The 15,875-nt window shown below is 46.8% G+C and carries 14 protein-coding genes; 8 read left to right on the plus strand and 6 right to left on the minus strand.

Annotated elements, in window-relative coordinates; translation table 11 throughout:
* Positions 1-175: 175 nt before the first annotated feature.
* Positions 176-1,102, minus strand: a complete 927-nt coding sequence (locus AC4IE7_RS00495) for a LysR family transcriptional regulator (protein WP_490774837.1) — start codon at positions 1,100-1,102, stop codon at positions 176-178.
* A gap of 183 nt (positions 1,103-1,285) precedes the next feature.
* Here AC4IE7_RS00495 and AC4IE7_RS00500 point away from each other — a divergent pair, with 183 nt between their 5' ends.
* The 4 genes from AC4IE7_RS00500 (at position 1,286) to AC4IE7_RS00515 (ending at position 4,027) form a co-directional block, all read left to right on the plus strand.
* Complete coding sequence (locus tag AC4IE7_RS00500) at positions 1,286-2,131, plus strand: pirin family protein (protein ID WP_490774838.1); 846 nt, start codon at positions 1,286-1,288, stop codon at positions 2,129-2,131.
* Positions 2,131-2,736 (plus strand): cytochrome b, encoded by a 606-nt coding sequence (locus AC4IE7_RS00505; RefSeq protein WP_490774839.1) that lies wholly within the window; start codon positions 2,131-2,133, stop codon positions 2,734-2,736. The genes AC4IE7_RS00500 and AC4IE7_RS00505 overlap by 1 nt, the downstream gene beginning before the upstream one ends.
* Positions 2,733-3,332 carry a flavodoxin family protein gene (locus tag AC4IE7_RS00510; RefSeq protein WP_490774840.1) on the plus strand — a complete coding sequence of 200 codons (600 nt, stop codon included), beginning with the start codon at positions 2,733-2,735 and terminating at the stop codon, positions 3,330-3,332. The genes AC4IE7_RS00505 and AC4IE7_RS00510 overlap by 4 nt, the downstream gene beginning before the upstream one ends.
* A 119-nt stretch (positions 3,333-3,451) precedes the next feature.
* Positions 3,452-4,027, plus strand: a complete 576-nt coding sequence (locus tag AC4IE7_RS00515) for a YceI family protein (protein WP_490774841.1) — start codon at positions 3,452-3,454, stop codon at positions 4,025-4,027.
* A 57-nt stretch (positions 4,028-4,084) separates the two neighbouring features.
* Here the strand turns inward: AC4IE7_RS00515 and leuA are convergent, their stop codons facing one another.
* Positions 4,085-5,752: a 2-isopropylmalate synthase gene (gene leuA, locus AC4IE7_RS00520; RefSeq protein ID WP_490774842.1), complete on the minus strand. Its 1,668-nt coding sequence runs from the start codon at positions 5,750-5,752 to the stop codon at positions 4,085-4,087.
* Positions 5,753-6,103: 351 nt separating this feature from the next.
* On the opposite strand from leuA, the gene AC4IE7_RS00525 reads away from it, so the two are divergent.
* The gene (locus AC4IE7_RS00525; protein WP_490774843.1) at positions 6,104-6,565 is read left to right on the plus strand and encodes an Lrp/AsnC family transcriptional regulator; all 462 of its coding nucleotides are present in this window, start codon (positions 6,104-6,106) and stop codon (positions 6,563-6,565) included.
* 12 nt (positions 6,566-6,577) lie between these two features.
* On the opposite strand, the gene AC4IE7_RS00530 is transcribed toward AC4IE7_RS00525, so the two are convergent.
* Positions 6,578-6,973 carry a SpoIIAA family protein gene (locus AC4IE7_RS00530; RefSeq protein ID WP_490774844.1) on the minus strand — a complete coding sequence of 132 codons (396 nt, stop codon included), beginning with the start codon at positions 6,971-6,973 and terminating at the stop codon, positions 6,578-6,580.
* Between the two features lie 214 nt (positions 6,974-7,187).
* Between AC4IE7_RS00530 and tfpB the strand changes: the two genes are divergently transcribed.
* From tfpB to AC4IE7_RS00545, 3 genes are all read left to right on the plus strand, one after another.
* Entirely contained in the window at positions 7,188-8,972 is a 1,785-nt protein-coding gene (gene tfpB / locus AC4IE7_RS00535) for a type IV pilus assembly ATPase TfpB (protein WP_490774845.1), read from the plus strand.
* 370 nt (positions 8,973-9,342) lie between these two features.
* On the plus strand, positions 9,343-10,158 hold the full coding sequence (locus AC4IE7_RS00540) for a DUF5666 domain-containing protein (RefSeq protein WP_490774846.1): 816 nt from the start codon (positions 9,343-9,345) through the stop codon (positions 10,156-10,158).
* Between the two features lie 237 nt (positions 10,159-10,395).
* The gene (locus tag AC4IE7_RS00545; protein ID WP_490774847.1) at positions 10,396-11,508 is read left to right on the plus strand and encodes a GGDEF domain-containing protein; all 1,113 of its coding nucleotides are present in this window, start codon (positions 10,396-10,398) and stop codon (positions 11,506-11,508) included.
* A 116-nt stretch (positions 11,509-11,624) separates the two neighbouring features.
* On the opposite strand, the gene AC4IE7_RS00550 is transcribed toward AC4IE7_RS00545, so the two are convergent.
* From AC4IE7_RS00550 to argE, 3 genes are all read right to left on the minus strand, one after another.
* Entirely contained in the window at positions 11,625-12,086 is a 462-nt protein-coding gene (locus tag AC4IE7_RS00550) for a bacteriohemerythrin (RefSeq protein ID WP_490774848.1), read from the minus strand.
* 778 nt (positions 12,087-12,864) lie between these two features.
* Positions 12,865-14,196 carry an amino-acid N-acetyltransferase gene (gene argA / locus AC4IE7_RS00555; RefSeq protein ID WP_490774849.1) on the minus strand — a complete coding sequence of 444 codons (1,332 nt, stop codon included), beginning with the start codon at positions 14,194-14,196 and terminating at the stop codon, positions 12,865-12,867.
* 22 nt (positions 14,197-14,218) lie between these two features.
* Positions 14,219-15,364: an acetylornithine deacetylase gene (argE, locus tag AC4IE7_RS00560; RefSeq protein WP_490774850.1), complete on the minus strand. Its 1,146-nt coding sequence runs from the start codon at positions 15,362-15,364 to the stop codon at positions 14,219-14,221.
* Between the last annotated feature and the right edge of the window lie 511 nt (positions 15,365-15,875).

The following is a 15,875-nucleotide window of genomic DNA, read 5'->3' on the forward strand; positions in this document are numbered from 1 at the left end:
GATTGTCAGTATGGGATCGTGCCACACCACTAACTGATGAGTGATCGTTTAGCTTAATTGGTGGGGCATGGCCCCACCCTACGCCTATACGGTCAGGGGAATGACCCCACCTATACAGTCAGGTAGGATGGGGCCATGCCCCACCATAAATTGCCATGCGTAACCTGTGCAGATGTTAGTCGGAAGTGGTGATCAAACCCTCATCCCAATATGGCCGATCACCAAACTGTTTACGTAAAAACTCTGCCAGTACCCTGACTCGTTGTGGAATGAAACGACGGTTCGGATATATTGCATAAGCATTAACCGGGGGTATGGAGTAATCGGTGAGTATCGGGGTTAATCTGCCATCGAGTACAGCTTGATATGCGATAAATGTAGGAGAAAGAGTGACGCCTTGGCCAGCAATAGCTGCTTCCAACAGAATCTGCCCATTGTTCGCCTGCATGTGGAGCGGTATACGGATCGACTGGGTTCGTCCCGACTCATCAAGGAAATGCCACTTTTGTGGTTCAGGAATATTGCGATAGCAAAGCCCTCGATGTTCTGCCAGTTCATGAGGGGTTTTGGGTCTTCCCTTTTTCTTCAGGTACTCAGGGCTTGCACAGACTACGAAATGTATTGGTGCCAAAGGGCGGGCAACCATGGTGGAGTTTTCAAGTGGACCGATGCGTAGGGCCAGGTCGATTCCTTCCTTTACCAGATCCACCTCACTGTCATTGAGATCAATGTCCAGGATTACCCGTGGATGCTCTTTGTTGAATATGGCCAGGGCAGGGGAGAGGTGTAGAAGACCGAATGACAGTGGAGCGGCGAGGCGGAGGCGTCCGCTGAGTTCCTGTTGTGAACGGGAGACTGACTGTTCCGCTTCATTAAGGTCTTCGAGCACCTGAACTGCTCTTGGATAGAATTCGCGACCAGCGTCTGTAAGCGAGAGCTTTCTTGTTGTGCGTTGTAGCAGGAGCGCACCAAGGTGCTCTTCAAGTTCCGACACACGCCGGCTGATGACAGACTTACCTATGCCAAGTCGCTCTGCAGCAATACTGAATTGCCCGGATTCAACAACAGCAACAAAACTTTCAAGACACTCCAGTCGATTCATGTTTTTTCTACCCTTACTAAGCCTCTGCAGCTCACTTTGAAATAGTCACAGATCCAGTCTGCCATTCGATTGTTGCAGTTTGAGCAACAGTGTTTCTCATATATATACCTTTATATCAAAAAATAACAATCTACAATGGTACATAACCAAGCAGAATTATAGGTATTTGTTAAGGAGGCTCATATGTCAGAAGTAGTCAACAAGGTTCGTTCCGTTCAGCAAACACTGGCCGGTCAAGAGACTGCAGATGGTGCAGGGGTTCGGCTCACACGTCTCATAGGTGGGGGGCAATTACCACAACTTGATCCCTTTCTGTTACTGGATGATTTTCGATCAGACAACCCGGATGACTATATTGGTGGCTTCCCACCCCATCCACATAGAGGTTTCGAGACAGTTTCCTATCTATTGGCAGGTAAGCTTGAGCACCGGGATAACGCGGGTCACACTGGAATTCTCCAGGCCGGTGGCGTGCAGTGGATGACTGCCGGTAGAGGTGTTATCCACTCAGAGATGCCACAGCAGCAGGATGGATTGCTGGCCGGCTTTCAGCTTTGGGTCAATCTGCCGGCAAAACATAAAATGACTGAGCCCCGCTACCAAGAGTTTGAGCAGGAGTTGATCCCTCAAGAGCAACGAAGTGACGGAGTAAAAATAATCGTGGTGGCTGGAGAGACCTCACAGCACACACGTGGTGCGGTGACTGAGTTAATGACACCGGCGCTCTTTTTCGATATCTCACTGGATGCAGGTGCGAAGTTCATTGAGCCGGTTGAAGAGCACTTCAATGCCTTTATCTATCTGCTGCAGGGCAGTATTGATATAGGCAATAGCCCGCTCAAGGGTAGAACCCTTGCCGTGTTGGGTAAGGGCGAATCGATTGAGATAACCGCAGATGAACCAAGTCGCCTGATATTGGTGGCGGGACAACCTCTGGATGAACCCATTGTCAGGGGTGGACCTTTTGTGATGAGCAGTGAGGATGAGTTAAAGCAGGCTTTCAAGGACTATCAAGAGGGACGCTTCTGATGAGAATGTTGAACGATAAGGCTCAATACGGTGCGGTAGCGATCGCTATGCACTGGCTTGTTGCCTTAACAGTCTATGCGCTTTTCGGTTTGGGATTATGGATGCGCAGTCTGGATTATTACGATAGCTGGTACCAGTTAGGGCCCTGGTGGCATAAAGGTATCGGGGTGATGTTGTTTTTAGCGCTGCTGTTCAGGGTGTTGTGGCGTTTTGCTAATTCCAGACCGGATCATCTGCCAACCCATAAACCTTATGAACGGGTCTCAGCATTGTGGGTGCATCTTTTGCTTTATCTGATTCTTTTTGTGCTGATGGTTAGTGGTTATCTGATTTCAACTGCTGATGGTAAGCCACTAGAGGTTTTCGACTGGTTTGTCATACCCGCCACTATCAGCGGTTTGGAACATCAAGAGGATATTGCTGGAAAAGTCCATCTCTATCTGGCTTGGAGCGTGGTGGTGCTTTCGCTATTGCATGCGCTGGCGGCATTTAAACACCACTTTTTCGATCATGACCAGACTTTGCTACGCATGTTGGGTGTGGCGGGGCGGCGTGTGAATTTATCAAAAACAGAACCTATTAACGATGAGGAGAGATACCAATGACAACTGTGGCGATCATTTATCACAGCGGTTTTGGACATACCAAGTTACAGGCCGAAGCTGTAGAGAGAGGTGCGGCGAGTATAGACGACGTTGAAGTAGTTCTATTGACGGCTGAGGAAGCAGGTGCAGATCTGGACCGGCTCGACACTGCTGATGCAATAATTTTTGGTAGCCCGACCTATATGGGCAGCATGTCAGCCGAGATGAAAAAGTTTCTTGAAACTGCGGCGGCCAAATGGTTTACCCAAAGCTGGAAAGACAAGGTTGCAGGTGCTTTTACCAACTCGAGTTCTTTTTCAGGCGACAAAATGAATACCCTGGTTGGGTTGATGATCAATGCAATGCAGCAGGGCATGATCTTTGTGAGTTTAGGTATGCATCCTGCTGCCAGTGACCCTGAATCGATGAATCATATCCAGGGCCCGGGGCCTGAAGTACTCAATCGGCTTGGTTCTTATATCGGGCCGATGGCTGCCAGCTTTCAAGTTGATCCTGGAGATGCACCATCCACTGGGGATCTCGCTACAGCCGAAGCCTATGGTGCTCGGGTTGCCACTATTACACAGCAGTTAGTGCGAGGGCGGGCTGCAGCATAAGTATATTTTTCAAGTTTTCTTTCAATGGGGAAAAACCCCAACTTACTATTCAGGCCATTCTTGTAGCTCTGTGTGTCAAGATTCCAATAGTCTGGATAGTACTACCTTAGGAGTGAGTGATGATGTTAAAAAGATATTTAGTTTTGCTTTTACTTTTATCTGCAGTGGCTCTGCCATTACAGGCTGAAGAGTATGTGATAGACAAAAAGGGAACCCATGCATTTATCCAGTTCAAGATAAAACATTTGGGCTACAGTTGGCTGTTTGGTCGCTTTAATGATTTCAGCGGTCGCTTCAACTATGACGAGAAAAACCCCTCTGCAGCAGATGTGTCTGTAGATATCAATCCAGCGAGTGTGGATAGTAATCATGCGGAACGTGACAAGCACCTGAGAGGAGAGGATTTCCTTTTTGTAGAGAAGTATCCAACGGCTAAATTTGTATCCACCGCTTTCATGGAGCAGGGAGAAGGTAAGGCCACCCTCAAAGGGGATTTGACCTTGCGCGGTGTAACCAAGTCTGTGGAGATTGACGTGGAGCATATTGGCCATGGTAAAGATCCCTGGGGGGGATATCGTCGTGGGTTGTACGGTACTACCGAGATTGCCCTGGCCGACTATGGGATTACATTCAATCTTGGGCCTGCTTCTACAACAGTTCAGCTTGAACTCTCAATTGAAGGAATACGTCAATAGAGATAAGAGATATCGGTGACCTTTTGGTTGTCTGGCTCGGGTCACCGATGTCTGTATCTATGCGGCTTGCTTTTCTGTTCTTGCAAAGTTAAGTGCAGACAATACAGCATTCAGTGAGGCGTTCACCGTATCGCGGCTAATGGCTGCACCAGCAGTGCGTTGTCCCATGTAGTTCATCAAAATATAGGCCGCCGCTTCTGCATCAGCGCCTTCGCCAATGGCATGTTCCACATAATCGATCACCTGTATAGGCAGACCTTCAGCGTTGGAGAGGGCGTCGATAAAAGCTGATATCGCCCCCTTGCCATGACCTTTGATGGTCATCGTCTTTGTACCATGCATCACTTCAGCTTCAATCTTCTCTTCTCCCGATCGATGATCGATTCGATAGCTGGTGAGTTGGTATGGTCCCTGGCCTGTCACGAAATGTTGCTGAAACAAGGTGTGAATAGTCTCGCTGCTGACTTCTCCCAGATGCTGCTCCGATTCACTTTGCACTATGTTGGCGAGTTCCACCTGGAGCCATCGCGGTAACACCAATCCATAGTCCCGCTCCAGGACATAGGCAACGCCGCCTTTCCCGGATTGACTGTTAACTCTGATCACGGCCTGGTAGTCACGACCGATATCCCGTGGATCGATTGGTAGATAAGCTACCTGCCAGGGTTCCCGCTCCTGTTGAAGGTGCAGGCATTTACGAATTGCGTCCTGATGTGAGCCGGAAAAAGCGGTATAGACCAGCTCTCCTACCCAGGGGTGGCGTGGGTGAACCGGCAACCCGGTGCAATCACGATAGATCTGGATGATCTCATCAGGGTTGGATAGATCAAGAGAAGGGTCGACGCCTTGGCTGTAGAGATTCATTGCCAGTGTAATGATGTCCATATTGCCGGTTCTTTCACCATTACCCAGCAGGGTGCCCTCTACCCTGTCGGCACCTGCTAGTAAGGCGAGTTCTGCAGCGGCTACTGCGCTGCCACGATCATTGTGGGTATGCAGAGAGATAATAACCGAGTCTCGCTTGGAGATATGCTGGCAAAAGTACTCCACCTGGTCTGCGAATAGATTGGGTGTGGAGCTCTCTACGGTTGCTGGCAGGTTGATAATGCAAGGGGAGGTTGGCGTGGGTTGCCAGACATCGATGACCGCCTCGCAGACATCCACGGCGTAATCCCACTCTGTATTGGAGAAACTCTCAGGTGAGTATTGAAAAACCCACTCAGTATCAGGATAGCGAGCGGCTTCATTGCGCACTAGCTCAGCGCCTCGAACTGCAATGGACTTGACTCCTTCCATATCACTCTTGAATACCCGCTCTCGCTGTACAGTTGAGGTGGAATTATAGACATGCACAATTGCTCGCCGAACCCCCTTCAAGGCCTGGAAGGTTTTGCTGATCAGCTCCTCCCGAGCTTGCACCAGAACTTGTACAGTGACATCTGAGGGGATCATGTCATCTTCGATCAGTGATCTTACAAAGTCATAGTCGGGTTGACTGGCAGAAGGAAAGCCGACTTCAATCTCTTTCAAACCCAAGTTGACCAGGAGTGTCCAGAGACGACGTTTTTGCGCTACATTCATGGGTTCCAGGAGGGCCTGATTACCATCTCTCAGGTCGACACTGGCCCAGATTGGGGCATTCTCGATGGTGTTGTCCGGCCACTGTCGCCCCGGCATAGGGTGAGCAGGATTGGCTTGGTATTTTCGGTGATCAAAACGCTTCACTGTTTGCTCCTGGTCTTTCAATGTTGGCATAAGCTGTCATTGGTTGTGCTGGCTCTCCATCCTGCCCTTGTGGGGTGGATGGGCCACAGAAACTTGTGGTTTCGTGGTTAACTGACCAGACCATAAGTAGCCTCAGACATTTTTTTAATATTTAACTACGGCTGAGTGTCGGGATGCTTATGGTTTGGTCGCTAGCTTCAGGCTTGTGGCCTATGTTGAAAGAGTAATACAAAGTGCTTGGCAGATGCTTGCGAAATATATCCTAATATTTTAAATAATTAGTAAAATATTGCTATTAATTATAAAAAATTAGTAGAATATATCCATTAAAGTGATTAAGTGGATATTTATGTGACATTAGATAGATATGACAAACATATTCTGCAGGTGCTGCAAATTGATGGGCGTATCAGCAATCAAGAGTTGGCGGAACGCATCGGTCTATCGCCGTCCCCCTGTCTGCGAAGAGTGCGTGCCCTTGAAGAGTCCGGTGTCATAGCCGGATATCGTGCTCATCTGGACAGAAAAAAGCTCGGATTGAATCTCATGGCTCTGGTACATATTTCGATGGATCGTCATACTCCAGAGAGGTTTGATAACTTTGAGAAGCAGATTCATACCATGCCTGAGGTGCTGGAGTGCTTGCTGATAACGGGTCAGGACGCCGATTATCAGGTGAAAGTCGTTGTTAAGGACATGGATGACTATCAGGCGCTACTTTTAAATAAGATCACGAGAATTGAAGGGGTTACAGGAGTTCATTCAAGCTTTGTACTGCGCCGTATTGAAGATAAAACCGCATTGCCCCTGTGAATGAAACCAAGGTTACTCTTCGGCAATAAGTGGTGAAGTTGCGTAATTTTGTTTCAGCCACTCTACAGCTTCATCTTTGTCGTAGAATGATTTGACTTCTATCTCCTTGAAATAGGTACTGGAAGCGATGCGGGTCATCAGAGCATCCCTATGGTTCCGCTCTACAAATGCCACTGCCTTCAAGCGGCTTTTTGTCTGTTGCATCAGGACGATCTGCACCAGTACAGATATTGAGTAGTGGCCTTTACGTTCAATCAATACAGGGATAGGTTCGTTGAATCTATCCAGATAGTCGGTAATCTGTTTTACGTCATCCTTCACCAGCTCGCCATTGGTGTAGATAACCGCTGCGACATAACGATTATCTTCAATCGTGAGGGTCAATTTGCCGGTGTCAAGATCGTGCATACCGTTCAGTATAACTGGCTTTGAGGGAGATCTGTATAGAGGGTTAGACGTTACCCTATAATTTAAAGAAACTAAAATTGGCCGTTAATATATGGGTAACTATTAACTGTGTGAGTTTCAACTATGTCGTTTTAGAGGGGCATATGAAAATCGAACGGTGTCTCATCACTCACCAAGGTAGAGGGATTATGTGGGCAGTAATGGGTAGGGATAAATGATTGTACAAGCAATGAATGACAAGCAGTTGGATTTGAGTGATCTGCTCGACTGGCTAGTGGAAGATGGATTAATCCAGAAGCAACTGGCAAAAACGGTACAGGCTGTCAATCAAGGGACGAAAAGAACCTCCCACCCACTGGTGATGATCGCTGAGCACAAGTGGCCGGATCAGCGCAATCCCCAAGCGATTTTGGATCTTGATCTGCTGACAGCCTGGCTGGCAAAAAGGGTTAACCTGCCTCTGGTTCATATCGATCCGCTGAAAATCAATGTGCCCGCAATCACTTCAGTAATGTCGTACGCCTATGCTAAACGTTTCAACATCATTGCACTTGAAGTCAAGCCGGATGAAGTTGTGATCGCAACAGCAGAGCCTTTTTTCAATGAATGGGAGGTGGAACTCACACCTATTCTTAATAAAGCGATCACCAGAGTGATTGCTGACCCAATAGAAATCGAACGGTATCTGGTCGAATTTTATAGCCTTTCCCGGTCGGTGCGGGCAGCACATGACGACAGTCAGGAAGCAGGCCCCTCTGGTGTTCAGAATCTTGAGCAGCTGATGGAGTTGGGGCGTAGCGGTAAGCTTGATGTTGACGATCAGCATGTGGTGAATATCGTCGATTGGTTGCTGCAGTATGCCTACAGTCAACGTGCCAGTGATATCCATATTGAGCCTACCCGTATTCAAACCAATATTCGCTTTCGCATTGATGGCGTCATGCAGATGGTCTACCAGATTCCTCCCTCAGTTGGAACTGCGGTGACCTCAAGAATAAAGATTCTGGGTCGTATGGATGTTTCTGAAAAACGTCGTCCGCAGGACGGTCGCTTAAAGACCCGAGGCAATATGGGAGCAGAGGTTGAGTTACGGCTCTCCACCATGCCTACTGCCTTTGGTGAAAAACTGGTAATGAGAATTTTTGATCCGGAAGTGCTGGTCAAAGATTATCGCGCATTAGGCTTTTCTCAGGCTGAGACAAGTCAATGGGGCGATATGATAAGTCGTCCTAACGGAATTATATTGGTTACCGGCCCGACAGGTTCCGGTAAGACCACGACACTCTATACCACGCTCAAGGAGTTGGCTAAACCGGAAGTGAATGTTTGTACCGTTGAAGATCCCATTGAATTGGTGGAACCAAGCTTCAACCAGATGCAGGTACAGCATAACATCAATCTGGATTTTGCCAGTGGAGTGAGAACTCTGTTGCGGCAGGATCCGGATATCATCATGATCGGCGAGATTCGAGATAGAGAAACAGCAGATATGGCGGTACAGGCCTCGCTTACCGGTCACCTGGTTTTTTCGACCCTGCATACCAATGACGCACCCTCTGCAATAACTCGATTGTTGGAGATAGGTGTTCCGCCCTACCTGCTCAAAGCAACGCTGCTCGGTGTATTGGGTCAGCGGCTTACTCGAACCCTCTGCCCACACTGTAAAGAGCGGGTACCCCTCAATGAAGAGTTGTGGGATACCATGATTACACCACTGCGTGCCAAGACCAGTCCCAAGACAGTTTGTCAGCCGGTGGGTTGTTTGGAGTGTCGCCAGACAGGGTTCTACGGTCGAGTGGGTATATACGAGATGATGGTTGTTTCCCTGGCAATAAAGCGGTTGATAACCGCTGATTGTGATACTAATCAGTTGCGCCGACAGGCCATAAGTGAAGGTATGCGTCCACTGCGGCTGAGTGGCGCACAAAAGGTAATGAAAGGGCTTACAACAATCGAAGAGGTCTTAAAAGTTGCACCGCCAGAGAGTATAGAGATCTAGTGTGGGCCTTGTTAATGGGGCAACCATTGACAAGGGCTGTGCCTTGACTTGAGTCATTTGTGGGTCTCTAAAAACGTCAAACAATATAGGACACTGCACTAAGCCTGTTAACAGGCCCTGGTTAAGCTTATTCGCTTCTGTCATGGATCGACTATTCAGGAATCCTCCTTCCGTCAGTGATTTAATCTCGATTCTTTTGTATTTACTGTGTTATCAATAGCTTAGTAGTTAATTATTTGAGAGATTTTGAGCTTGAAGAATTGCTGAGGGAAGCTATAATTACAAAAAATGGGCATAAATTCCCAAATACTCCAGAATATCCCGGAATTCTTAGCAGTAACCATCTGGAACCTCACAGATAGGTGAAGAGATGAAGCAAACACTAAAAACCTCATGCCTGAGTATTGTACTTGCCGTATTTGTGAGTTCATTTGGGGATGAGATGAGTTATGGCCCCTCACTGACCTCTCATGAGGGTGGGAATTGGTTGGCAAGTGCAACTGCGGGAGGCGTCGAATATAATTCTGATCGGGTGCGACAGCAACATATTGGAGATCAAAAACTTGATAGTGGTTCTCAAGGGGAGGAGACCTTTGAGCATGCCAGCGGGCGGGTTATTGGTGATCGTAGTACAACAGATGTGGATCATGTTCTGTATGACGGTGATCTGGAGGGACCGGTCAGTGGTGGGAGTCTTAGGATAGGCAGGCATAGTGCTACATTTAATATCCTGGGTATGACGGTTCGGGCAGATACCGACAAAACTGTCTACAAAAACGGCGCCAGCTATGAAGGATTGGCAGAGGGGCAGGAGTTGAAAATCAGCGGGCTTTTTGACGGTAACCAGATTGTGGCCTCCCTTATCGAACTGCAATCTGATGGTAAGGACGATTACGAAATAATGGGAACTGTAGCTGCTTATGATAGTGATGGCGTTGCCTTAGTTCTGCAGAATGGTGTAATTGCCGGGCCATATCCTTTGAGCAACAGGGTTGTGTTGCACATACCACCAGATCCGGTGGGTTTATTCGTGGAAATGGAACTTGAAAACCGTGGTGGCACTGTTCAAGTGGTGCATATTGAAAGTGATTCAGGGCGTCGTCCTGGGAGTATAGGTGGGGCGAGGTATTCATACAGTGCCGTGACGTCGTATCACCATGCATGGCTCGTAAGTCAGAAGTATTGAACTATCTGCAATGAGTTGAAAAAAAATCTTACTTATAATTATCAAAGATAACTATTGATAGGTAGAGAAAACTACTATTTCTTGGCTGGCACAAAAAATAAACCATAAAACTACAGAATCTATGACGAGGTACAGTAGTGTATACTATACTGATCTGAGTACCTTGGATGGTTATAATAAATGTCTCTAATCCAATCTTATATTAAGCATCTTGGAGTCAATTCGCGCATATATTCAATGCAGGAATTGGATGACCTGCTCTCTGCTGAAGATCACCCGGACTACATGCGCAAGCACCGAGCGATTTTACTTGGTGATCGAGTTAGATTTGTAGCTTCACTTTTTACGCTTCTGATGCCGCTGTGGATTGTAGTTGATTATTTACTACTTCCAATGGAGACACTGCTTCCCATTCTTGCTGTACGATTGGTTTCTACAGGTCACTTTTTCTATCTGTCACGTCACCAGACTGAAGATCAGGACCTCAGGAAAAGCATATTTTTATTGGGTGGGATGTTGATCAACCTGCCACTTACCTTTTTTATATCAGCACATTTTTTAACAATGGCATCGGTAGATGGGCTGGATCCGCTGGTTATGCAGCTCTACACCTTGTTGCCTTATGTTGCTATCGGCTTGATTGGTTTGTTTCCCATGACGCTTTTAGAGGGCATGTCAGTAGCCTTTTTACTGGTGATGTTGACAGTAACTGGTTGGAGTTACTATTCAGCTATCCCGATGGATCAACTGCTTCCAATGCTGTGGTTGCTCTGTATTATTGTTAGCGTGGTAATATTTGCATCGACTCTACAGCTGCAATACATGATTACTTTGATTACCCGCGTAGATCATGATCCTGTTACAGGGGCTCAGACAAGAAAGTCGGGCATGCAAAGTCTAGCAAAATCCTTCCAGCAAGCGCATATATTGAACGAAAATATAAGTGTTGTTTTAATCGATCTTGATAACACAGAAAACATAATTACTGAATTCGATTACGCAACTTACGACCATGTAGTGCAAGAGGCCGCTGACATTTTGCAAGATGACCTTCGGCATAATGATATGTTGGTAAGATGGGGTGAAAAGGTATTTTTGCTGATACTGCCTGGCACCGATTGCAAGGGTGCAGAGATTACAGTGAAACGAATCTACACTAATGGTTTGGGTACCCTGCCAGATGGCAGTCCGGTAACTGCAAGTATCAGTGTAAGTGAGCGTGTAGCTGATAATATCGAAGAGTGGTCAAGAATGCTGGAGGTGGTGAATATTCGAAGAGATGGTGCGAAAAAACAGGGCAAAGATCGCTACCTGCTTTGTGGGGATAAGGTTCTGGATCAGGTCTCCTGAAATGTTACATGTTAGAACTAAACCTGACGGTAGCAAATAGTACCTTTAGCTCTCTGAGGGCAGATAGTTTATTGGATAAGCCTGCTTCTGGATTTTAGTGAGTTATCTAGTTCACTTCATTTAAAAAATTTCTTAAATGACTTTGCTAGCCAGCCATTCTTTTTATCATCGCTGGTCATTGAGATTATATTGTTTTTAACCGCCTTAACGTAGGCCGCGTCATCATTGCGTATATGGTTGAAAAGCCAACGTGCCAGAAGGTCATGCAGCTCTTCAGAAATATCCTCACCTTTCTTGAAACGTTCCTGAAATTCAGAAACTCGCCGTATGAATAGTTCATGGACTTTTTTATGGGGGCGGACAAATTCATATCCAGCATCTTCTATGAGCGCTTCTTCAAAACTGAAATGAGAGAGAGTGTAGTCAACGGTTGCATCAATAATATCCGAGATTGCAGCCTTGTCTTTGTTGATTCTGGCGTCGTGGAGTTTGTTGATATAGTCGACGATGCGTTCGTGTTGACCATCAATGACTTTAATTCCTGTCTCTAAATCGGCCGTCCATAGTAAACGTCCCATATGAATCCTCCCTTAGAGAATCTCCGATAAATTATTCCTGCAAATTTATAATAATCATACTTTGTTCAAAAAGCTAGATGGTGATAAGAAGTAATAGTATTGAATTGTTAACAGCAGATAATGATTATTTTAATTTCAATCAGCTTATTAACCCGGGGACTAAGTATGTTGTCTTCAGCCGAAGTGTGCCTGCCTGCGGTCCGGAATAAATTCAAGCGAAATCGTAGGGTGTGGCCCTGCCGCACCATGCCCAATAGAAACAGGGCCGCTTGATGAGCCGGTTAATATCAGCTCCTATGGTGCGGCAGGGTCACACCATAGATCACACATCTAATATCCCGGTGATCTAATAGTAATCGTTGAGGGGCTGGTACTGTGAAGTTGCATCGTCTTCTCAAATTGGTGTCCAGCAGAGACAGTCTACTGTCTAAAAATATTTTTTTTAGATTGAATCTTATGCTTTGTTTAAGAAAGAGCTTTTAGTAAAGCCTTAAAAATTCAGGTATCAGCAGAGGATTACCTGACAATACACTGATATGACTGATCGCTAACACAATAAACCCTAGTGCCAATAGGGAGTACCCAGCTATTTGTTGAGCATCCAAGTGTAAACAGTTCATGTTCCATTCCTCACTATTTAGTGACTCCTGGTTACATTATTAGCAGACAGGCCAGATGAAAAACAGAGTAAAATAGTAAGGATATTGGAAGTGTGCTGTTATACCCCGGAGCTGACCCTATTATTGGCCAGGCAACATAGTATGAGCATGTAGTTTGCTCAGAGTTGTTTGATAAAGACCTTGGAGTTTCTGCGGTAGTTATAGAGATCTCTCTTCAGCATTGGGATATCTCTTAGATCCGCCAGGGTGAATCCCCGTTCTTTGAACCATTGTGCAGACTGGGTAGTAAGAATGAAGAGTCTCTCTATACCAAGCTCTCTTGCTACATTTTCCATGTGACTCAGCAGCCGATCACCCCGGTCATCGCCCCGATATTCGGGATGAACCACGACACAGGCAAGTTCCGCCATTGATTCCTCAGGATAGGGATAGAAGGCGGCGCAGGCGACTACCATGCCGTCTCTTTCCACAAGGGTGAAGCTCTCAATTTCAGTCTCGATCAGCTCCCTTGATCTTCTTACCAGTACGCCATTCTGTTCCAGAGGTTCGATCAAGTTGAGAAGGCCGCCGACATCATCAATACATGCGGTACGTGTCTCTTCGTAAGGTTCAGCAGAGATAAGTGTGCCAATACCATCTCTTGTAAACAGCTCTTTGAGTAGGCCGCCATCCATTTGCCGATTGATTAAATGGCAGCGTTTAACGCCGCTTCGAGTAGCAGATACTGCAGCGTTGAGGTTTTGTTTGAGCTCATCAGGCAGACGTTTGCGTTTTTCCAGTAAGGTGTCTACTTCCCGTGGTGTGAGGCTGGTAATCAGCCGCTTACGTGAATCGGTTACACCTTTAGCCTCAATAAGGCAGATTAATTTGTCCGCGCCAAGTGTGGTGGCCACTGATGCAGCAACATCTGCAGCACTGAGATTAAAAACTTCACCAGTTGGAGAGTATCCAAGAGGAGGCACTATGGCGATTGCACCCGATTCAAGACGTTGCTCAATGGCCCCAGCATCTACTCTGCGGACTACGCCTGTATGGCAATAATCTATTCCCTCTTTGACGCCGATTGGTTTTGCGGTAACAAAATTTCCAGAGGCGGCTCTAATGCGTACTCCAGCCATAGGGGAGTTAGCAAGCCCCATGGAGAGTAACGCTTCAATCTCTACCCGAGCAGCACCCGCAGCCTCTTTAACGCATGTCAGTGCGGCATCATCTGTAATCCGTAACCCCTTTACGAACTGGGTCTCTACGTTTCTTGTTTTTAGTCGTTCCTCTATTTGAGGACGAGCGCCGTGAACCAGCACCACTCTTATTCCAAGTCCATGTAGCAGCGCAATATCATGAATCAGATTGGCGAAGTGGCTGTCAGCCACAGCTTCACCGCCAAAGGTGATGACAAAAGTACGTCCGCGATGTGCGTGAATATATGGTGATGAACCACGAAACCATTCAACAAAATTGTCCGGTAGCTTTTGATCGTGTTTTTTCATCATGGGATAAGCCACTTTCTAGGCACTAATAACAAAACTCCTTAACCACGGACTGTATCAGGTTAATCGCAGGTTGAATATGCTCTAGGGGTATATACTCATCTGGTTGGTGAGCTTGATCGATACTACCTGGACCGCATATTACTGTTTGCATGCCCATGCTATTCAAATAGGGGCCTTCTGTACCAAATGCCACTGCACCGGCCTCAACTCCGGTAAATTTTTCTACTGCCCTGACTATCTTGGCATCTCTTGCTGTCTCCATTGCAGGAATACCGTCAAATACCGGGACACTCTCCCAACTCAGGTCGGTCTTAGAGAGCGCGCGAGCAACTCTTTCATGCAGTTCGTCTCTTAGAGACTTTAAACTCATTCCCGGCAATGGTCTTAGATCAAACTGCAGTTCACATTTTCCACAGATACGGTTGGGGTTGTCTCCACCATGGATGTGGCCCAAATTAAGTGTTGGTACATCGATCTCAAAAGCTGGATTCTGATACCGATTTTGTAAGTCTGAGCGCCAATTGAGTATTTCTCCGATCACCAGGTGCATGCCGTCCAGGGCATTGATGCCAAGGGATGGATTACTGGAGTGTCCCGATTTACCGGTAAGTTTGACCGACTCCATTGAAACTCCCTTATGCATCCGAATTGGTTTCAGGCTGGTCGGTTCACCGATCATGGCATGGCGGCCTAATTGGCGATGCAGTTCTGTGAGGGATTTTGCACCACACATGTCGCTCTCCTCATCTGCCGTTGCGATGATCACAAGAGGGTGTTTAAGTTGATCTAGAGGTAATTCTCGAATCGCTTCGATAACAACTGCGAAAAAGCCCTTCATGTCAGTGGTGCCGATACCGTATAGACGGTTCTCCTTTTGTTGTAGTTTCAAAGGATCTGAACTCCATTTCTCTTCATCAAATGGCACTGTGTCTGTGTGTCCTGAGAGTACTAGGCCGTCACTACCTTGGCCGTAGGAGGCAATTAGATTCATCTTTCCTGGACGACCTGGTATCTGTTGTATCTCAGTGTCAAAACCTAAGGAGCTGAACCAGTTGTTCAGTAGCTCAATAACCTCGCCATTACCCATATCCCAGGTGGGATTTACACTACTTACAGAGGCTGCGCCCACAAGACGGGTTAACATTTCTATATAATTTGGAATTTTCATAGATCAGATTTTGTGGCTATAGCCTGGAACAAGCAAGCTGAACGTCTTTTAATATTTAACTATTCTGAGATTTCGAAAGTAACTAATGCTATCTATTTTGCAGATAAGCAGATTCACCCACTGCTTTTATTAACCCGGCGACTAAGTATGTTGTCTTCAGCCGGAGTGTGCCTGCCTGCGGCAAGGCATCAAAACGCCGCTGTAGCTCTCCTACAGCAAGTTTTGATAATGCAGTCTGCAGGCAGGCACACTTCGGCCTCTCTTTTAAAAATCATATTGTTAGGGGGGCAAGCCTGCTCTTGCTCGGTGTTGCGGCTCTTGGCAAGGGAACAACCATTGCCTGCACCCCAAGGGCGCTTCCTGCGGGGCGCGAGCCGCGCCTTGATCAAGGGCAGGCTTGAAACCCTGAAGACGACATACTTAGTCGCCGGGTTAATAGATGCTATGATGTTAAGATATTAGTCAAATTAATCCTGTAAGTTCTGATACCTCTAGCGATATAAGTGCTCTG

The organism is Candidatus Thiodiazotropha sp. AKAK3, from assembly GCF_058244645.1.